Source organism: Winogradskyella sp. PG-2 (assembly GCF_000828715.1).
Classification (GTDB): domain Bacteria; phylum Bacteroidota; class Bacteroidia; order Flavobacteriales; family Flavobacteriaceae; genus Winogradskyella.
Map to the genome: position 1 here is coordinate 1,522,346 of NZ_AP014583.1, position 19,783 is coordinate 1,542,128.

Annotated in this window: 18 protein-coding genes; 10 read left to right on the forward strand and 8 right to left on the reverse strand. The window is 33.2% G+C overall.

Features of this window, described 5'->3' with window-relative positions:
• Positions 1-36: 36 nt before the first annotated feature.
• Together WPG_RS06715 and WPG_RS06720 are read right to left on the reverse strand one after the other, a co-directional pair.
• On the reverse strand, positions 37-546 hold the full coding sequence (locus WPG_RS06715; RefSeq protein ID WP_045470728.1) for an acyl-CoA thioesterase: 510 nt from the start codon (positions 544-546) through the stop codon (positions 37-39).
• A 61-nt stretch (positions 547-607) separates the two neighbouring features.
• Positions 608-1,546, reverse strand: a complete 939-nt coding sequence (locus WPG_RS06720; protein WP_045470730.1) for an SPOR domain-containing protein — start codon at positions 1,544-1,546, stop codon at positions 608-610.
• Between the two features lie 105 nt (positions 1,547-1,651).
• On the opposite strand from WPG_RS06720, the gene dprA reads away from it, so the two are divergent.
• Positions 1,652-2,755: a DNA-processing protein DprA gene (gene dprA, locus WPG_RS06725; RefSeq protein ID WP_045470732.1), complete on the forward strand. Its 1,104-nt coding sequence runs from the start codon at positions 1,652-1,654 to the stop codon at positions 2,753-2,755.
• 409 nt (positions 2,756-3,164) lie between these two features.
• On the opposite strand, the gene trpS is transcribed toward dprA, so the two are convergent.
• A complete protein-coding gene (gene trpS, locus WPG_RS06730) occupies positions 3,165-4,136 on the reverse strand; it encodes a tryptophan--tRNA ligase (RefSeq protein ID WP_045470734.1) in 972 nt (323 codons plus the stop codon).
• Between the two features lie 92 nt (positions 4,137-4,228).
• Here trpS and WPG_RS06735 point away from each other — a divergent pair, with 92 nt between their 5' ends.
• Positions 4,229-4,996: a lysophospholipid acyltransferase family protein gene (locus tag WPG_RS06735; RefSeq protein ID WP_045470736.1), complete on the forward strand. Its 768-nt coding sequence runs from the start codon at positions 4,229-4,231 to the stop codon at positions 4,994-4,996.
• Between the two features lie 70 nt (positions 4,997-5,066).
• Here WPG_RS06735 and WPG_RS06740 read toward each other — a convergent pair whose 3' ends face one another.
• The 4 genes from WPG_RS06740 to recA form a co-directional block, all read right to left on the reverse strand.
• Complete coding sequence (locus WPG_RS06740) at positions 5,067-6,662, reverse strand: hypothetical protein (RefSeq protein ID WP_045470738.1); 1,596 nt, start codon at positions 6,660-6,662, stop codon at positions 5,067-5,069.
• A gap of 2 nt (positions 6,663-6,664) precedes the next feature.
• Positions 6,665-7,210, reverse strand: a complete 546-nt coding sequence (locus tag WPG_RS06745) for an RNA polymerase sigma factor (RefSeq protein WP_045470740.1) — start codon at positions 7,208-7,210, stop codon at positions 6,665-6,667.
• A 52-nt stretch (positions 7,211-7,262) separates the two neighbouring features.
• Complete coding sequence (locus WPG_RS06750) at positions 7,263-7,664, reverse strand: hypothetical protein (protein WP_171817162.1); 402 nt, start codon at positions 7,662-7,664, stop codon at positions 7,263-7,265.
• 118 nt (positions 7,665-7,782) lie between these two features.
• Complete coding sequence (gene recA / locus WPG_RS06755; RefSeq protein WP_045470744.1) at positions 7,783-8,787, reverse strand: recombinase RecA; 1,005 nt, start codon at positions 8,785-8,787, stop codon at positions 7,783-7,785.
• A 170-nt stretch (positions 8,788-8,957) separates the two neighbouring features.
• On the opposite strand from recA, the gene WPG_RS18580 reads away from it, so the two are divergent.
• From WPG_RS18580 to WPG_RS06790, 8 genes are all read left to right on the forward strand, one after another.
• Positions 8,958-9,200 carry a hypothetical protein gene (locus tag WPG_RS18580; protein WP_231850264.1) on the forward strand — a complete coding sequence of 81 codons (243 nt, stop codon included), beginning with the start codon at positions 8,958-8,960 and terminating at the stop codon, positions 9,198-9,200.
• Between the two features lie 30 nt (positions 9,201-9,230).
• Complete coding sequence (locus WPG_RS06760) at positions 9,231-10,454, forward strand: RagB/SusD family nutrient uptake outer membrane protein (protein WP_231850265.1); 1,224 nt, start codon at positions 9,231-9,233, stop codon at positions 10,452-10,454.
• Positions 10,455-10,887: 433 nt separating this feature from the next.
• Positions 10,888-11,952 carry a rhodanese-related sulfurtransferase gene (locus WPG_RS06765; RefSeq protein WP_045470746.1) on the forward strand — a complete coding sequence of 355 codons (1,065 nt, stop codon included), beginning with the start codon at positions 10,888-10,890 and terminating at the stop codon, positions 11,950-11,952.
• A gap of 133 nt (positions 11,953-12,085) precedes the next feature.
• Positions 12,086-13,303, forward strand: a complete 1,218-nt coding sequence (locus WPG_RS06770; RefSeq protein ID WP_045470748.1) for a stage 0 sporulation family protein — start codon at positions 12,086-12,088, stop codon at positions 13,301-13,303.
• A complete protein-coding gene (locus tag WPG_RS06775; protein ID WP_045470750.1) occupies positions 13,287-13,793 on the forward strand; it encodes a gliding motility lipoprotein GldH in 507 nt (168 codons plus the stop codon). The genes WPG_RS06770 and WPG_RS06775 overlap by 17 nt, the downstream gene beginning before the upstream one ends.
• 5 nt (positions 13,794-13,798) lie before the next feature.
• The gene (locus tag WPG_RS06780; RefSeq protein WP_045470751.1) at positions 13,799-16,150 is read left to right on the forward strand and encodes a transglycosylase domain-containing protein; all 2,352 of its coding nucleotides are present in this window, start codon (positions 13,799-13,801) and stop codon (positions 16,148-16,150) included.
• Between the two features lie 89 nt (positions 16,151-16,239).
• Entirely contained in the window at positions 16,240-16,941 is a 702-nt protein-coding gene (locus WPG_RS06785) for a CoA transferase subunit A (RefSeq protein ID WP_045470753.1), read from the forward strand.
• Position 16,942: 1 nt separating this feature from the next.
• On the forward strand, positions 16,943-17,596 hold the full coding sequence (locus WPG_RS06790) for a CoA transferase subunit B (protein WP_045470755.1): 654 nt from the start codon (positions 16,943-16,945) through the stop codon (positions 17,594-17,596).
• A 341-nt stretch (positions 17,597-17,937) separates the two neighbouring features.
• Here WPG_RS06790 and WPG_RS06795 read toward each other — a convergent pair whose 3' ends face one another.
• The gene (locus WPG_RS06795) at positions 17,938-19,629 is read right to left on the reverse strand and encodes an ABC transporter ATP-binding protein (protein WP_045470757.1); all 1,692 of its coding nucleotides are present in this window, start codon (positions 19,627-19,629) and stop codon (positions 17,938-17,940) included.
• Positions 19,630-19,783: the final 154 nt, after the last annotated feature.

Genomic DNA, 19,783 nt, shown 5'->3' on the forward strand with positions numbered 1-19,783 from the left:
TCGAAAGTGTTATTCAGAGCTTAGGGAAGTTATCTACTACTCAAAAAGTGCTTTTAGTTCAGTAGCATCATCCGGTTTCATCTTTCCTGCTAAAAGTAAGCTTAGTTGCTTACGTCTTAGCGCAGCATCAAAGCGAAGTTTTTCTAATTCAGTTTCAGGCACAAGCTCAGGCACTTTAACGGGTCTTCCGGTTTCATCAACCGCAACAAAGGTATAAATAGCCTCATTTGCTTTTACACACTCACCAGACTCTCTGTCTTCAATCCAAACATCCATATAAACCTCCATAGATGAGGTGAATGCTCTCGACACTTTAGCTTCAATCATAACAACACTACCTAAAGGTACAGATCGGTTAAATGCCACATGATTAACAGAAGCAGTAACAACAATTCGTCTTGAGTGACGTCTTGCCGATATACTTGCTGCACGATCCATACGAGCGAGTAATTCACCACCAAATAAATTATTGATAGGATTAGTTTCACTTGGTAAAACTAAATCGGTAACTATGGTTTTTGACTGAAAAGCAGTTCGTGATTGCATAAATTCTTTAAATTATGCGCAAAGATAAGATGCTTTGACGAAATAAAAGGATAAGAAAAGGTTAATCTAGCTTCTTAATTAAAAGCCAAGCATCACGATTATGCTCACTACGAATTTTGTAAAGTTCTCGTTGCGCATCTGCCCTATTTTCAAAACTTGCATAAACCACTTCGTGTAGACCATAACGGTTAGTGCCAATTTTTCTGGCCTTATAGCCTTTAGCCTTTAATTGACTTACTTTTTTATCGGAATTAGATTCAACTCTAAAAGCACCAGCAACAATATGATAATTACCACTTTGTTTATCGATAGATAATGTTGCAGCAGGTAATGGATTACTAATAACAAACGTTGCTTCTTGTACTTTAGCATCTAATTGCTCATTAGCTTGCTCTTGCGCTAATTGATTATGATTTTCAATCGTATTGTTGTAATAAGATGCAGCACCAAAACCACTTAAACCTAATAATATTACTGCTGTAGCAGCATACTTAAGCCAATTATTATTAGAACGTTTTTCTGGTGTAAAAGCGATTGGAGTAGTAGCCTCAACAGCAGAGACGGTTTCTTTATAGACCTCGCGTTTAACGTTAGATGAAGTAAAGTGAGACAATCCAAAGGCATCAGTTAGATAATTAATTTGGTTAGCTGGGTCGAATAATATCTTTCCATCTGCGTTTAAAATTAACTCACCAATATTTTCAAATTGAATTGTTTCTCCTTCTACTAAATATGACTTTATAGATTTTACTTGTTTAGAAATCTTATCAGTAGCTGTTCCGTATGGTATTTTTTCAATTTCAGCAATATAGTTTGCTAGTAAGCCATCATTATTGTGTAATTGCTCATTAAAAGACAATATTTTTTTAGGAGGATAAAATGTATGTGTCGATTCATGCACTTTCGCTGAAACACGATTCGTTAAAAACGCTCCAAAACCAGGAACAGTAACACAATCGTAACGGTATAAAAGATCGCTAATGTAAGTCTCTAACTGCATATAGAACAAAGTTAAAAATTTTTATTTCTGAAAGAAGTTTAGTGGGATTTAGTTATTAACATCAGAAAAATTTAGTTTCTTGTAGGTTTAAAATCAATGTTTTAAATGACAGATCAACAACTTATTTATGCCTTAGCCTTACAACATGTTCCTAAAATAGGATCAACAACGGCTAAAAAATTGATAAATCATTGTGGTTCTCCTGAAGCGGTTTTAAAAGAAAAAAAATCTAAACTTTTAAAGATAGATGGTATTGGCACCATTACTATTGAAGGCCTTTTTGACAAGATTCATCTCGAAGATGCAGAGAACGAATTACGCTTTATCAAAGATAATAATATAGTGACTCATTATTTCACTGAGGATACCTATCCTGAAAAACTACAACACTGCATTGACGGTCCAATTGTCTTATTTCAATCGGGAAATATTAATATTAAAAAGCATCGTATTATAAGTATTGTTGGTACTCGAAAGATTACTACAAGTGGCATTGCATTTTGTGAAAAACTAGTTGAAACTCTATCTCCTTACAATCCAGTAATTGTTTCGGGATTTGCTTACGGAACAGATATTACTGCGCAGAGAGCAGCTGTGAAACATAACCTTCAGACGATTGGGTGTTTAGCTCATGGCCTCAATCAAATCTATCCTAAAGTGCACAAAAAGTATATGGCAGATATAGAAAACCATGGTGGTTTTTACACTGACTTTTGGAGTACTGATCCATTTGATAGAAACAACTTTTTAAAACGAAATAGAATTATTGCAGGATTAAGTGAGGCGACGATAGTTATTGAATCTGCTGAAAAAGGTGGAAGTTTAGTAACCGCAGATATTGCGAATTCTTATAACCGAGATGTATTTGCTGTACCAGGTAGAACAACAGATAGCCAAAGTGTAGGTTGTAATAATTTAATAAAATTTCAAAAAGCACACTTATTATCTAATCCATTGGATATCCCTTATTTATTGAATTGGGAATTAGAATCTGATAAAAAACCAATAGTTCAAAAACAGTTGTTTGTAGAGCTTGAGCCCGATGAAAAAATCATATACACCTTCTTAAAGGAAAATAATAAAGAGCTACTAGATGTCATTGCAATACAATGTGAAATGCCAACCTATAAATTAGCAGGACTTCTACTTAATATGGAATTAAAGGGAGTAGTTAGGCCTTTACCAGGAAAGTTGTTTGAAGTTATTTAAACCAAGGCTCCACCACAAAGAATAATAAGAGTACGCCATATATAATATCGAGCCAGACGACATGTAATATTTGAGCTAGGTAGATTATAAGCACAAAAGGAAATCCTATTAAAGCAAAATAGTTGCTGTTTTTAACTTCATTAATACTACTAGCCCAAAGTAATTTTGCATTTTCTTTGGTTGGAAAAGCATGAGCTGCAATTGATATTCCTAACCAACAAAAAAATAGATAAATTAATCGATTAGATTCAAAAGAATAACCAATACTAAAAATAGTATTGCTGATAAAGTGGAAATAAAAAAAGGAGTAATGGAAAGTAGAAAAACTTTTAAATAATTAGAGGGAGTCTCATGCACAATATAAGATATAGGTGCTTCGAACTGTAAATACTTTATATCATAATTTTAATTAATACCCAACCTTGTCTCTTACACGTTTTAAAACATCATTTGCTACAACTTTAGCTTTTGAAGCACCTTTAGCTAAAGCCATATCAACTTCGTTAAGATTATTCATATAATAAGCATAACGTTTTCTAGGTTCAGCAAAACGCTCTAATATTAACTCAAATAAGGCTTGTTTAGCATGTCCATATCCATAGTTGCCACCTTCATAATTGACTTTCATATTAGTAATTTGAGTAGCTGAAGCTAGTAAACTATATAAAGCAAAACAGTTACAAGTTTTCCAATCTTTAGGGTCTTCAAGAGGTGTGCTATCGGTTGCAATAGACATAATTTGTTTACGTAATTTCTTTTCAGGTAAAAAGATGTCGATAATGTTTCCCTTACTCTTACTCATTTTAGCACCATCAGTACCAGGAATAAGCATCGTGTCTTTTTGTATATCGGCTTTTGGCAAAACAAAAGTTTCTCCACCCATTTTAGCATGGAAACGAGAAGCTACATCACGTGTCATCTCTATATGCTGCTCCTGATCTTTACCAACAGGAATAATCTCAGCATCATATAATAATATATCAGCAGCCATTAACATTGGATAGGTAAACAAACCACCATTAACATCACCTAAACGATCTGCTTTGTCTTTGAAACTATGTGCTAATTCTAAGCGTTTAAAAGGAAAGAAACAGTTTAAATACCAAGCTAATTCAGTTACTTGAGGTACATCACTTTGTCTATAGAAGACCGTTTTGTCAATATCTAAACCAAAAGCTAACCAAGTTGCCGCTGTGGAATAAGTATTGTCACGAAGTGTTTCAGCATCTTTTATTTGCGTTAACGAGTGTAAATCTGCAATAAATAAAAACGAATCATTAGCACTATTTTGTGATTGTTCTATTGCTGGTAAAATTGCACCTAAAATATTTCCTAAATGTGGTGTTCCTGTACTTTGTATGCCTGTGAGTATTCTTGCCATGTATACTTCCTGCGCAGCAGGAATCTCTTTAAAAGTTAAACGATGCGCAAAGATAATTTTTTTAGTAGAACTATTTACTTAGTTTTGATGCGATGGCAATTATTAAATATCCTTTTTGGGTTTTATATCGCATTTGGTTCTATATTCTTGTAGCAATTCCAATAATTGTTTTGTTTCCTTTTTTAATTATATCAATCTCTAGAGAACAGTGGTATCCTTATTTCTTTAGATTGGCACGTATATGGTCTAAATTTATTTTGATCGGAATGGGTTTTGCTTATACAATTAAAAAAGAAGAAAAACCTGAGTATAAAAAGAGCTATATGTTTGTTGCCAATCATACTTCAATGGCAGATATTATGTTAATGTTAATAGCCTCAAAAAACCCATTTGTATTTATCGGTAAAAAAGAATTAGCTAAGATTCCGTTATTTGGTTTCTTTTATAAACGCACATGTATTTTAGTAGATAGGAGTAGTGCTAAAAGTAGGCAAGCTGTTTTTTTGAGAGCACAAAGACGACTAAAACAAGGTTTAAGTATTTGTATTTTTCCTGAAGGTGGTGTACCAGAAGAGCATATATTACTAGATGCCTTTAAAGATGGTGCATTTCGTTTAGCTATTAACCACCAAATACCAATTGTACCAATAACTTTTTATGATAATAAAAAGCGTTTTTCATATACTTTCTTTAGTGGTGGACCAGGAAGAATGAGAGCGAAGATTCATAAATTTTTAAGTACTGAAGGTTTAACCATTGAGGACACAAAATCTTTGAATAAAAAAGCCAGAACTATTATTTTAGAAGAATTGAGTAGCACTAATTCTAAGCAACAAAAAAGCCACTCTAACCAGGAGTAGCTTTTGTCATCATTGCATTCATCATTGCTTAATTGTTGTTGCAACAACCTAACCTAAATTTAAATTTTACCTAAAACTTAAAACTTAATCCAGTATATACACCAATAAAGAAAGGTCTAAAATTACCTGACGTATTATTGAATGTATTTAACTGATACTTGAACTGAGGTTCAAGATTGATATTCCATTGTTTGGATAGGCTATAATCCATACCTAAACCAAAATTAGCACTGTAACTTGTACTATTAATATTATTAGCTTCACCAATTAAGGTTGAAGTTCCTTCAACGTCAGCGTAGATTTCATTCTGATTTAAAAAGAATGTGCTAAATCCACCGATAACGTTGATTCCAAATTTCTTATCTAAGACTCTATATTCTAATTCTAGAGGCACTTCTATGAACCCAATACGTTGATCTATATTACCCGCTTTGTGATTACTAAAATCTGAAGCCGCTACCATAGCTTTGGCACTCATTAAGGATATACTCTGAGCATTATTATTTAAATCTATATTACCATATTTAGGCGAAGGTGATCTTGAAGTCGTAGAAGACACTAACGATGCTGTTGAAGGACCGGTAAAAGCAAATACATCTGAAGTTGATTGACTAAGATTAACACGGTTAATACCTGCACGAACTTTTAATCGCTTAGAAACCACATAAGAACCAGCTATACCATAACTCATATTAATATCACTGCTTTTAGAATTCTCATTAAACTGTTGGTCTATTGAAGACCCTTGGCCAAGAGAACTGAAATAAACAGGCGCAACATTAGGTACAATGCTCCACCTACTTTCTTTTTCTTCTTTTTCATCAATAGTTTCAGTCGTGTTATTGGCAATAGCTTCTGTGATAGATTCCTTTTTAGGATCTTCGATTAGACTTGTATCAATATCAGTACTGTTAGTATTATTTAATTCTGAATTTTTAGTTTTATTAGATTCAGTCTCAGTAGTGTTAGAAGTAGAATTATCAACAGTAGCTGTTGTATTATCTTCTATATTTTTCTTAATCTCTGATTTTATGTCGTCTTTAGAAGCAAGCTTAGTTCCTTCTGATTTTGAATTTGTTTTAGTATTATTCTCAGCGACTTTAGTTGTCCGTTCTTTATTAATAACAGTATTTAAAGCTTTAAACTTTTGCGAAGGCTGCTGTATTTTTTCTTTCTTATTAGAATTATTGGCAACAGCATTTGTTTTTAATTTTCGAGAACTTGTTAATGGATTAGAGGATTTATCTTTTTTAGGAGATGTACTCGTATTAGTTTCCATTTGATCTATAATAGATTCCTTATTATTATCAGAATCTACGAACTCAAGTTTTTCATACGCATCATTCTTAATCGGATTTTGTTTATCCTCACTAGAATTGTCAGTAGCATTATCTTTAATCATATTGTCTTTATCTTCGGTATTTACAATTGGTAATTCTTTGCCACTATTTCCAACATCATTAAAAACAGAAACACCTACAGTTAGTAGCAATGCAATTACAGCTGCTACACCACCAATTTGCCACCATAAGGCAATGACGCGACGTTTTTTCTTTTTACTAGGCAGACTTTCACTTATACGATTCCAAACGGCATCATTAGGCGCTGTTTCAAAATCTTTAAACTTTTCTTGGAAAAGTCTGTCTATGTTCTTTTTGTTATTCATTATTATATTGATTGCGAACTTGCATTCGCTTTATAATCTTCTATTTTATCTTTTAAAATTAATCGAGCACGCGCTAGATTAGATTTTGATGTTCCTGTTGAAATATTAATTAATTCACTTATTTCTACATGAGAATATCCATCTAACACATACAAATTAAATACCAATCTATATCGATCTGGTAATTCTTGAATGATTTCTAATAAGAAATCAATACTCAAGCCTTCATCATCTATTTCTACAGAAACATCTTCTATATTTTCTTCATTTACAATGTCATAAACTCCGACATTTTCTCTGTAGCGTTGCAATGATGTATTAATTGTAATACGCTTTAACCAACCTTCAAAAGAACCTTTATTATTAAACTGCTCTATTTTACTAAATACAGTTATAAATGCGTCGTGCAGATTATCCTCTGCTTCCGCATAGTTTTTAGAATACTTAAGACAAAGCGAAAATAATTTACTTGCATATTGCTTGTACAATTGGCTTTGAGCTTTAGCATCTTGTTTTATACAATTATTTATGAGTCTCTCTAAACTCACATTAGTTCTGGAATTAATTAATAATTAGTCTCTTTTACCTAGCAATCAGAAATTATTCTGGCACTTTTACAGGTACTTCTACAAAATAATACTGATCTACACCTTCCGAGTCTTCACCTTGATAGAACTTAAACATACAAGGTTTAGTTCCGGAAACTGTAAAGTTAAAACTTACCGTAACACGTTCTTGTGTTTGTTCACAATTGGCGTTTGGGTAAACGGTATTAACTATGGCTACTGATCTTTCGTTATCTACAATTTCATAAATGAAATCATTAAACTGATAACACAAATTTGGTTTAGTGTAAGTTATAGAGATGTCAGAAGTCTCTCCTAGTAAAAAATACTCAGGTATGTCTACACTATCAATTGCCAGTACTTCTAAGTAAAACGTATCAGAATCAACATTTTCAACACTACATGATGTAAGTCCTGAAAGTAAAATGAAAGCCAATAACGCGCACTTTTTCATAATTAATTACAATCAATTTCACTAAGTAGATGCAAAAAGTGTAAAAGGGTTGCGTCTAAAACTAAAAAAATCCTGAATTTTTTTCAGGATTTTATTTTTTCTATTTAGAACCGTTGATTAAGGCCCTTACTTTTTCTTCTAATTCATCCATTAAATCTGGATTATCTTTGATTAAAGACTTAACAGCGTCTCGTCCTTGACCAAGTTTAGTGTCTGCATAACTAAACCAAGAACCACTCTTTTTAACAATTTCATGCGCAACGGCTAAATCTAAAATTTCTCCAACTTTAGAAACTCCTTCGCCATACATAATATCAAACTCTGCAAGTCTAAAAGGAGGAGCTACTTTATTTTTAACAACCTTTACTCTTGTTTTATTGCCCATTACATTACCATCCGTATTTTTAATCTGTGTAGAACGACGAATGTCTAAACGAACAGAAGCATAAAACTTAAGTGCATTACCACCAGTTGTAGTTTCAGGATTCCCAAACATTACGCCAATTTTTTCACGTAACTGGTTAATAAAAATCACAGTACAGTTTGTTTTACTAATAGAAGCAGTCAGTTTTCTTAAAGCCTGAGACATTAAACGCGCATGCAAGCCCATTTTAGAATCACCCATTTCACCTTCAATTTCACTTTTTGGTGTTAATGCGGCAACGGAGTCAATGACAACAATATCAATAGCACCAGATCTAATTAAATTATCTGCAATTTCTAAAGCTTGCTCGCCATTATCTGGTTGAGAAATGATTAAATTATCAATATCTACACCCAAATTTTCTGCATAAAAACGATCAAAAGCATGTTCTGCATCTATAAATGCTGCAATACCTCCAGCTTTTTGAGCTTCGGCAATAGCATGTAGTGTTAACGTTGTTTTACCAGAAGATTCTGGGCCATATATTTCAATAACTCGCCCTCTTGGATATCCGCCAACTCCTAAAGCAATATCTAAACCTAATGAGCCCGATGAAATAGCATCAACATCTTCAATAGCTTGATCACTCATTTTCATTACCGTTCCTTTTCCGTAGGCTTTATCTAGCTTATCTAAGGTTAATTTTAATGCTTTTAATTTTGCGTCTTTTTCACTGCTCATTTCTTCTATATGTCTTAATTAATGTAACATCAAAAATACCACTTATTTTAATTATTTCAATTTTATGACGCAACCATTTTACACTTCTTCCATTTTATGAATAAAATAATGCTGTGATAGGCAATAATTACTATCTATAGTTTTAAAATTTTAACTTAAAAAAAGCGAAAATGAAAAAAAGTGTAATTAAATTAATGATGATCTCGGGATTAGTCCTAACAGTGTTTGGCTGTTCTGATGATTTTATAAATGAGGCACCTGAAAGTGGGTTTCAAACAATAAATCAGTTTGGTGAGATTGCTGAGTCAAATCCAGATATTTTATCTGGTTTCATTGAAGGTGTATACTCAAATATGTATACAACAGGTACTGGTGGTACTGCTGGTCACGATGATTTTGGTCATAAAGCTTAAGATTTATTTGCTGACTTTCTAACTAGTGATATGGCTTTATCTGTAAGTACTTATGGATGGTACAGAGCTAGTATTACTGAATATCAGTGTACAGAAGATTTCACCTTTACTGATAACTACCAAGTTTGGAGACATTACTACAGAGTAATTCGTTCTGCAAATACAGTTATTGATGCTTTAGGTGGTGAGGCAGCTGATCCAGAAAACCTTACTAACAGAGCAAATTTAGGTCAAGCTTTAACAATGAGAGCTCACTCTTATTTTTACTTAACTCAGTACATGTCTAATGATTACAATCCATCAGCGGAGATACTTCTAATATACAGAGGTGTTTCTAACATTGGTGTTGGTAAGTCTACAACGGCAGAAGTATTTGAATTAATTGAAAGTGATTTAAACAGAGCGATAGTGTTAATGGCGGATTATACAAGACCGACAAAAACACAAGCTGATAAGACAATAGCTAAAGCAGTATTAGCTTACACTATTGCAGCAACACGTGATGTATCTCGTATGGGTGAAGTGGTTTCTCTATGTGATGCAGTTATCGCTGAGTCTGGTGCAACAGTAATGAGTGCAGCAGAAATAACAGGTGGATTTAACAACTTAGCAACTCCGGGATGGATTTGGGGTGTAGACCTTAACCCAGATATCGGATTGAGATTAGTATCTTGGTGGGGACAAGTTGATGCGTTTTCATACAGTTATGCTTGGGCAGGTGATGCAAAAGCAATCGATCAGAATTTATATGATGCAATTCCTGCAGATGATGCAAGAAAGGCACAATTCTTCCCAGGTACAGGTTATTATAACTTAATGCCATTAGATAAGTTTTACGATGCTAGTAGAATCATTGGTGGTCCAAGTGGAACAGTAGTTGCAGATTACGTATATATGAGAATTGCAGAATTACATATGTTAAAAGCAGAAGCATTAGCTAAGATGGGACAAGATGGAGCAGCTAGAACAGCATTAGCAAATGTATTAGATCAGCGTTTGCCAGATACATCTTATTTAAATGGATTATCAGGAACAGCTTTACAAGATGAAATTCATTTACAAACTCGTATAGAGTTCTGGGGTGAAGGAAAGACGTATTTATCGATGAAGCGTAATCAGCAGATGACAGGAGCAAGAGGAAGTAATCACTTATCTTTTGTAGGTGAATCTTTTGCACATAACTCTGAGCAAATGACTTTTGAAATCCCTGAATTAGAGATTCAAAGTAATGTGTTTATAAATGAACAAAATTAATTTTTTCTGATTTTTTGACGCAACCCTTTTACACTTTTTACATCTACTATATGAAAAAGGAAATAATTGCTATGATTACCGCTATTAAATTCTTGTTGTTAGTTAGAATTTAATAACAAAACATCCTAAGAGCTAGATGAGATGAGTTCTTAATGGAGGTAACCCTTAAAAAGATGAGATAAGTTTTGAAACTAATATTTTATCTTTTTGAAAAACCAATTAGCACATCACTAGGTGTTTCAGCTGCTGTATTAATTACAGTAGCTGTTAAACTAATGTAGATTAACCTTTTAATTAGTTTTATGTTAGTAGTTAATCGAAAAAGCACTTTGATATGTTCAGAGTGCTTTTTTTATGAGTGTTTGTATCTATTTGACTAAAAAGAATACCTTTGCCCTTTACAATTATTCTTTAATCTTAAAATTAGTATAGCATGCAACTGTACAATAACTTAAGTGCTAAAGAAAGAGCAGAACTTATTGAAAAAGCGGGAAAAGAACGCTTAACAATCTCTTTCTATAAGTACGCCAAAATAGGCAACACTGAAATTTTTAGAAATCATTTGTTTATAGCTTGGGATCAACAAGAGGTCTTAGGAAGAATTTATGTTGCTAATGAAGGGATTAACGCTCAGCTTTCTGTGCCGGCCGAAAACTTTGAAGATTTTAAAAGCCACTTAGACACTATTTACTTTTTAGAAAATGTAAGATTAAACATTGCTATTGAGCACGATAATTTTGCCTTTTTAAAATTGAAAGTTAAAGTGCGAAATAAAATCGTTGCAGATGGTTTAAATGACGATACTTTTGACGTAACTAACAAAGGTGTTCATGTTAATGCCCAAAAGTTCAACGAACTTATCGAGGATTCAAATACAGTTTTAGTGGACATGCGAAACCATTACGAAAGTGAAATTGGTCATTTTAAAAATGCTATTACTCCAGATGTCGATACATTTAGGGAGTCTCTAGATTTAATCGAAGAGGACTTAAAAGAGCATAAAGAAGATAAGAAGCTTGTAATGTATTGTACAGGTGGAATTCGTTGCGAAAAAGCAAGTGCCTACTACAAACACAAAGGGTTTAAGAATGTTTTTCAGCTTGAAGGAGGAATTATTAATTATGTAAGGCAAATTGAAGCAGAAGGATTAGAAAATAAGTTTGTTGGAAAGAACTTCGTGTTTGACGAACGTCGTTCAGAACGTATTTCTGATGATGTGATTGCCAATTGTCATCAATGTGGTGAACCTGCAGATTTACATACCAATTGCGCAAATGAGGCCTGTCATTTATTGTTCATTCAATGTGAAGCTTGTAAAGAAAAAATGGAGAATTGCTGTTCTACAAATTGCCAAGACATAATTAAGTTACCTTACGAGGAGCAAAAAGCACTTCGAAAAGGGCAAGGCAACAGTAACGATATTTTTAAAAAAGGAAGAGCGGATCATTTACCTTATAAAAAAGATTTGCGAAATATTTTTGAAACTTTGAAGATGTAAAATTCTAGTTTTTTTAAATCTTAATTTCTTATCACTACAGAAGTTGGTAAATAGTTTTTATCTTTACTCATAAATAAATTACGAATCCTTCTTTAGGTTTTTACATAAATCTAAATTAATATATATAATTTTTATGGCTTGTAACAGTTGCTCAACTGGTAAAGACGGCCAACCAAAAGGATGCAAAAACAACGGAACTTGCGGTACAGATAGCTGTAACAAACTTACTGTTTTTGATTGGTTAGCTAATATGTCACTTCCAAACGGACAAGACCCTTTTATTGGTGTTGAAGTACGTTTTAAGAATGGCAGAAAACACTATTATAAAAACACTGAAAATCTTACATTAAGCATTGGTGATATTGTAGCCACTCAGGCAAAATCTGGCCATGATATAGGTATGGTGACTTTGACTGGTGAATTGGTGCGTGTACAGATGAAACGTAAGAAAGTAAACATTGATGATGCAGAAAATGTTTTAAAAATATACAGGAAAGCATCACAAAAAGATATTGATATCTGGTCAGCTTCACGAGATAAAGAAGAACCAATGAAAGTCAAGGCACGCCAGTTTGCCATTGATTTAAATCTGAAAATGAAAATTTCAGATATAGAATATCAAGGCGACGGAAGTAAAGCAACCTTTTATTACACTGCTGAAGAGCGTGTAGATTTTAGAGAATTAATCAAGGTTTTTGCGCGTGAGTTTAGAACGCGTATCGAGATGAAACAAGTTGGTTTTAGACAAGAAGCCGCAAGACTTGGTGGTATTGGTTCTTGTGGAAGGGAATTATGTTGTTCTACGTGGTTAGTAGATTTTAGATCGGTAAGTACATCTGCTGCTCGCTACCAGCAATTATCTTTAAACCCACTAAAGCTAGCTGGGCAATGTGGAAAACTAAAGTGCTGTCTTAATTATGAGTTAGATGCTTATTTAGATGCTCTAAAGGCCTTTCCTAAAAAAGACATTAAATTATATACAGAGAAAGGAACTGCGGTTTGTCAAAAGACAGATATTTTTAAAGGCTTAATGTGGTTTGCTTACGAAGGTGAATGGATGAATTGGCATATTATTACTACAGATCAAGCCAATAAAATTATCGCTAAAAACAAGAAAAAGGAAAAAGTTGCGAGTTTAGAAGAATATGCTGCTGAGCATATCCAAGACACTAAAAACGACTTTGAAAACGTTGTTGGTCAAGATAGTTTAACACGTTTCGATAATCCAAAATCGAAAAACAAACGTAAAAACAATAGGAACAATAGAAACAAGAACCGAAATCGTAATCGCAATCAAAATAAGAGTCGTAATCAAAAATCTAATCATAAACAAAATGCAAAGAAGAACTAGTAATGTACTGGCCCTGACCATTGCGTTATGTTTTTTGGTTTCGACCTGCGACTCAAATGCCCTTTATGATGTCTACAAATCTGTACCAGATAAATGGCATAAAGATTCTATTGCAAGTTTTAACTTCAAAGCTCCAGACACTATTAATAATTACGATTTACACCTGCAGATAAGAAATACTAACGATTATAAATTCAGTAATCTGTTTCTTATTGTGGAATTAAATTATCCAAACGGGAAAGCTGTAAAAGATACTCTAGAGTATAAAATGGCTGCACCTAATGGGGAGCTTTTAGGAGCCGGTTTCTCTGATCTTAAAGAAAATAAATTATGGTATCGTGGATTTAAAACCCCTTTTCAATTTAAAGAACAGGGAGACTATATTGTTAATATTCAGCACGCGATGAGAAAGAATGGGGATGTTAATGGAATAGTCAATTTAGAAGGAATAACAGATGTTGGTTTTAGAGTGGAACAAGCAAAAAAATAGTAATTATGGCAAAGAAAACAACAACACCATCTAAATCAAAAGCATTAGATTTTTCAAAATACATTCGATGGTTTTGGATGGTATTTGCAGGAGGCATCTTAGCCATATTATTATTATTTTTATTAGCATCTTGGGGAGCATTAGGTGAAATGCCAGATCACACTAGATTAGAAAACCCTGAAACAAATTTAGCTACAGAAATTATCTCATCGGATGGGAAAACTCTTGGTAAATTTTATTTTAATGATAATAGAACACCAGTAGGTTATAAGGATTTACCAAAGAATTTGGTAGATGCTTTAATAGCTACTGAAGATATAAGATTTTATAATCATTCCGGAATTGATGGAAGAGGTTTTTTAAGAGCTCTTACCGGTAGAGGAGGAGGAGCTAGTACAATTTCTCAGCAACTAGCGAAGCAGTTATTTACTAATCAAGTTTCTAAAAATAAATTTCAACGGGGATTACAAAAAGTAAGAGAATGGATTATAGCCATTCGTCTAGAACGTCAATACACAAAAGAAGAGATTATAGCTCAATATTTTAACATATATGATTTTGGGAATTATGGTGATGGTATACGGTCAGCAGCACGTATATATTTTGGTAAAGAACCGCAAGATTTGGATTTAAAAGAGTCCGCTATGCTAGTTGGCATGTTTAAAAATTCATCACTTTATAACCCTAGACCTCATAGAAATCCAGTTGGTACTAAAAACAGGCGTAATGTTGTTTTGTCTCAAATGGCTAAATATGAGTATATAACTGAGGAAGTTAAAGATTCTTTACAAAAAACAGAATTAGACTTGAGATATACACCAGAGTCACACCGTGAAGGTATTGCCACTTATTTTAGAGAATATCTTCGAGGTTTTATGAAAGAGTGGACTGAGGATAAAAAGAACAGAAAACCAGATGGTAGTAAATACAATATTAATAGTGATGGTTTAAAAGTATTTACTACGATTGATTCGCGAATGCAACAATATGCAGAAAACGCAGTTGCTAAACATATGCCAAGACTTCAGGCTGAATTTGACCATCAAAACACACCAAAGCGAAATAAGACGGCGCCTTTTTTGGAATTAGATCAGTCAGAAATAAGAAAACTTATGAATGACGGAATGAAGCGAGGTGAACGTTGGAGAATTCTAAAAAATCAAGGAAAATCGGAAAAGGAAATTAGAGCATCATTTGAGAAACCAACGGAAATGCGTGTTTTTAAGTGGGTAAATGGAAAAGTTGGTGAAGTAGATACAATTATGAAGCCTATAGACTCAATGCGATATTATAAATCGTTTTTACGTACAGGTATGATGTCTATGGATCCTATAACTGGCCATGTGAAAGCTTGGGTTGGTGGAATGGATTACAGGCATTTTCAATATGATATGGTTAAGCAAGGAAAGCGTCAAGTCGGTTCTACGTTTAAGCCCTTTGTCTATGCTACTGCGATTGATCAATTGCAAGTTTCACCTTGTGATTCGTTCCCTCGATCACCTATTACTGTAGAGGCTAACAAATTTGGGAACCCTGAATCTTGGACCACCAAGAATTCTGATGGTAATTATTCTGGTATTCAAACTTTGAAAGATGCTTTAGCAAGTTCTACAAATACAATTACTGCGAGATTGATGAATGAAATAGGACCACAACCTGTTGTTGAAATGGCAAAAAAATTAGGAGTAGAAGAAGATATTTTAGCAGTGCCTGCTATTGCATTGGGAACTGCAGATATTAGTGTTTACGAAATGGTTGCTGCATATTCCACGTTTGCAAATAAAGGGGTTTACAATAAACCAGTAATGATTACCCGAATAGAGGATAAAAACGGATCTGTATTGTATCAGTTTACACCAGAGAGTAAAGATGTACTGAGTGAGGAGGTAGCTTATGTTACAATTAATTTAATGGAAGGCGTTACACAAGCTGGTTCTGGAAAACGATTAAGACATAATTCTGATTGGCTCAAAAAATCAGCACTTTATAAGGAAGTTATGACTGGTTATCCTTATGAATTTAAAAACCCAATAGCAGGTAAAACAGGTACTACACAAAATCAAAGTGATGGTTGGTTTATGGGAATTGTTCCTAATTTAGTGACAGGTGTTTGGGTTGGAGCTGAAGATAGAGCAGCTCATTTTAGTCATATTTCGTATGGTCAAGGTGCATCTATGGCATTACCAATATGGGGATTATATATGAAGGCCTGTTATGAGGATGAAACACTTAATGTATCTACAGATAATTTTGATAAACCATCAAGTTTATCTATTAATATAGATTGTACAGCGGTAGATGAAGGTGATCTTGGTAGTGATGAAGATCCTGAAGACAATGTAGATATTGATTTTTAAAACATCTAAACTTTATTCTAAATCTATTTTAGATTAATTTTAATTATGCACTTTGTTTCGTACTTTACAAAGTATAAATTTTTCAACTTATGATTAATAAAAAAGTAACAGGTGTTGTAGAAGCGCTCAAAGGTGTTTCTAATAACATGACTTGTATGTTCGGTGGATTTGGATTATCAGGTATTCCAGAAAATGCAATAGCCGAATTAGTAAAACTTAATGTTAGAGGCTTAACCTGTATTTCTAATAATGCCGGAGTTGATGATTTTGGTTTAGGTTTATTGTTACAACAAAAACAAATCAAAAAAATGATTTCGTCTTATGTTGGTGAGAATGATGAATTTGAACGGCAAATGCTTTCAGGCGAGTTAGATGTTGAGTTAATTCCTCAAGGCACATTGGCAGAACGTGCTAGAGCCGCACAAGCAGGATTCCCTGCGTTTTATACTCCAGCAGGTTTTGGTACAGAGGTCGCAGAGGGAAAAGAAACAAGAGAATTTGATGGCAAAATGTATGTTTTAGAGCATGCCTTTAATGCAGATTTTGGTTTTATAAAAGCGTGGAAAGGTGATGCTTCCGGAAATTTAATTTTTAAAGGTACAGCACGTAATTTTAACCCAAATATGTGTGGTGCAGCCAAAATTACAGTCGCTGAGGTAGAGGAATTAGTTCCTGTCGGTGAATTGGACCCAAACCAAATACATATACCAGGTATTTTTGTGCAACGCATATTTAAAGGTGCGCATTTTGAAAAACGGATTGAACAAAGAACAGTAAGACAACGTAATTAGTATGTTAGATAAAAACGGAATAGCAAAACGTATCGCTAAAGAAGTCAAAGATGGTTATTATGTTAACTTAGGTATAGGTATTCCCACTTTGGTTGCTAATTTTGTAAGAGAGGATATTGAAGTTGAATTTCAAAGTGAGAATGGTATATTGGGAATGGGACCATTTCCTTTTGAAGGTGATGAAGATGCAGATATCATTAATGCTGGAAAGCAAACAATAACAACTTTACCTGGAGCAAGTTTTTTTGATTCTGCTACTAGCTTTTCAATGATAAGAGGGCAACATGTTGACCTTACAATACTTGGCGCAATGGAAGTATCGGAAAATGGTGATATAGCTAATTGGAAAATACCAGGAAAAATGGTGAAGGGAATGGGAGGCGCAATGGACTTGGTTGCAAGTGCAGAAAATATTATTGTTGCTATGATGCACACTAATAGAACAGGTGCTTCTAAATTACTGAAAACATGTTCGTTACCATTAACAGGAGTAGCATGTGTAAAGAAAATTGTAACGAACATGGCAGTATTAGAGGTTACACAAGATGGGTTTAAGTTATTGGAGCGTGCGCCAGATGTCTCAGTAGAAGAAATTCAGCAAGCAACAGAAGGCTACTTAATTATTGATGGTGATATTCCAGAAATGATTTTATAGTTTTAAGTATTAATTTTAGATTTTGCCACTAATTACCTAGTGGCTTTTTTGTAGGATAAAACCATATAATCTCGATAAAATGTTAAAATAAAGTGTATTTCATCGATTAATATTGTATTTTAGCTGATATATGTAATATATGTCTCATATTAGTAATCCCGAAAATTAAATTAAACAACCAAATTTACTTTTTGCCCTAAATCTACCATAAACTATTACTTATGAAAACACAACCAAATTTACAAGGCCCTACTCTAAGTGAAAACGGTACGTTTTCAAATTTCAAAAACACAATGAAGTTAGTCTCAAATGTGTTAAAATTGACTAAGAAAGTTTTCATGCTATAATCCTTTTGGAATAGCATGAATTAACTTCTTAGTATAATTATGCTCAGGTGATTTGTAAATTTTATCTGAATCTCCCATTTCTTCAATTTTTCCTTTATTCATTACAATCAATTGGTCAGCCATATATTTAACAACAGCTAAATCGTGTGAAATAAATAAGTATGTAAAACCAAATTGCTCCTTTAAGTTATTTAACAGATTTAATACTTGTGCCTGAACAGAAATATCAAGCGCAGAAACTGATTCATCACAAACAATTAGTTGAGGTTCTAAGGCTATAGTTCTTGCAATGCCAATTCTTTGGCGTTGACCACCAGAAAACTCGTGAGGGTATCTGTAGAAAGTGTCACGGTCTAAACCAACTTTTTCTAATATAAATAAGACCTTTTCTTTACGCTCCTTATTAGAATTTCCAATGTGATGAACTCTCATTGGTTCTAAAATTGCATTCCCAATCATCATTCTTGGATTCAATGAGGCAAAAGGGTCTTGAAAAATAATTTGAATATCCTTTCTTAACGCACGTAATTCTCTAGTTTTTAAATCAATTATAGATTTATCATTGTATAGAATTCTTCCAGCTGTTGCTTTATCTAATTGTAAAATTGCATTACCTAATGTAGATTTTCCACAGCCGGATTCACCAACTAAACCCACTGTTTCGCCTGGATATATTTTAAAACTTACACCATCTACTGCTTTAAAAGGAGTGTTTTTAGCAAACCAACCTGTTTTAGAAAGATAAGTTTTTTCAACATCAATGACTTCTAACAAAGGTTTTTTATTATAAAGGTCTTTATGGTGTTTTATACGTTCTTCTTTAGATATGATTGTCTTGTCAATAGAATCAGACAAAAAATCTGAAATTGTTGGAAGTTTTTTTAATCTTAATTGAGTAGATGGTGTTGCACCAATTAGAGCTTTAGTATAATTGTGTTTTGGAGTCTTAAAAATTGTATGGGTTGCACCTTGTTCAACAATTTCACCATTATACATAACCATGACCTCATCGGCTAATTCTGAAACCAAAGACAAGTCGTGTGAAATAAAGAGTATACTCATTTCTGTTTCTTTTTGAATCATTTTGAGTAATTCTAATATATCTTTTTGAACCGTTACATCTAAAGCTGTAGTAGGCTCGTCTGCAATTAACAATTTAGGTTTGCAAGCAATTGCCATAGCAATCATAACACGTTGTTTTTGCCCACCAGAAATTTCGTGAGGGTAAGCTTTAATAATTCTTTCAGGATTTGGAAGCTTAACTTTTTCAAAAAGATCTAACACCTCTAACTTAATTTCAGATTTAGATAATTCAAAGTGCTGTCCTAAAATTTCTTCAACTTGTTTACCACAGCGCATTGAGGGATTTAATGAGCTCATTGGCTCTTGAAAGATCATGGCAATCTCTTTTCCTCGTAAATTTTGAAACTTTTTTTCTGAAAGCTTGACAATATCTACGTTATTAAATTCAATTGAGCCAGAAGTTATTTTAGAAGTACCCATAGGTAGTAAGCCCATTATGGACAAGGAAGTTATTGATTTACCTGAACCAGATTCACCTACTATTGCTACAATCTTATTGGTTCCAATTTCAAACGAAACAGATTTAATAATCTGATTTTCAATCTTTTTATTGAAAAATGAAATAGAAAGATTTTTGACTTTAAGTAAAATATTACTTGGCATATACAAAAATAATTAAAAAAGCAAAGATGAAATCAACTAAAAGTCCCTCATATAATCTAAAAAGCATGAATTTGTATGATTTTTTTAAAAAACTAAAAATGAGCATGTTACGTGAATTAATAAAAATAAAAGGCACACTTTATCGATTAAAAAT

Excerpts from the sequence above, each read along its gene's own strand:
- WPG_RS06775 (WP_045470750.1), top strand. The coding sequence starts at position 13,287 with ATGCAAAGAAGAACTAGTAATGTACTGGCCCTGACCATTGCGTTATGT.
- WPG_RS06760 (WP_231850265.1), top strand. The coding sequence starts at position 9,231 with ATGGCTTTATCTGTAAGTACTTATGGATGGTACAGAGCTAGTATTACT.
- WPG_RS06735 (WP_045470736.1), top strand. The coding sequence starts at position 4,229 with ATGGCAATTATTAAATATCCTTTTTGGGTTTTATATCGCATTTGGTTC.
- WPG_RS06770 (WP_045470748.1), top strand. The coding sequence starts at position 12,086 with ATGGCTTGTAACAGTTGCTCAACTGGTAAAGACGGCCAACCAAAAGGA.
- WPG_RS06720 (WP_045470730.1), bottom strand. The coding sequence starts at position 1,546 with ATGCAGTTAGAGACTTACATTAGCGATCTTTTATACCGTTACGATTGT.
- WPG_RS18580 (WP_231850264.1), top strand. The coding sequence starts at position 8,958 with ATGAAAAAAAGTGTAATTAAATTAATGATGATCTCGGGATTAGTCCTA.
- WPG_RS06765 (WP_045470746.1), top strand. The coding sequence starts at position 10,888 with ATGCAACTGTACAATAACTTAAGTGCTAAAGAAAGAGCAGAACTTATT.
- WPG_RS06715 (WP_045470728.1), bottom strand. The coding sequence starts at position 546 with ATGCAATCACGAACTGCTTTTCAGTCAAAAACCATAGTTACCGATTTA.
- WPG_RS06790 (WP_045470755.1), top strand. The coding sequence starts at position 16,943 with ATGTTAGATAAAAACGGAATAGCAAAACGTATCGCTAAAGAAGTCAAA.
- WPG_RS06780 (WP_045470751.1), top strand. The coding sequence starts at position 13,799 with ATGGCAAAGAAAACAACAACACCATCTAAATCAAAAGCATTAGATTTT.
- WPG_RS06740 (WP_045470738.1), bottom strand. The coding sequence starts at position 6,662 with ATGAATAACAAAAAGAACATAGACAGACTTTTCCAAGAAAAGTTTAAA.
- trpS (WP_045470734.1), bottom strand. The coding sequence starts at position 4,136 with ATGGCAAGAATACTCACAGGCATACAAAGTACAGGAACACCACATTTA.
- WPG_RS06795 (WP_045470757.1), bottom strand. The coding sequence starts at position 19,629 with ATGCCAAGTAATATTTTACTTAAAGTCAAAAATCTTTCTATTTCATTT.
- recA (WP_045470744.1), bottom strand. The coding sequence starts at position 8,787 with ATGAGCAGTGAAAAAGACGCAAAATTAAAAGCATTAAAATTAACCTTA.
- WPG_RS06785 (WP_045470753.1), top strand. The coding sequence starts at position 16,240 with ATGATTAATAAAAAAGTAACAGGTGTTGTAGAAGCGCTCAAAGGTGTT.
- dprA (WP_045470732.1), top strand. The coding sequence starts at position 1,652 with ATGACAGATCAACAACTTATTTATGCCTTAGCCTTACAACATGTTCCT.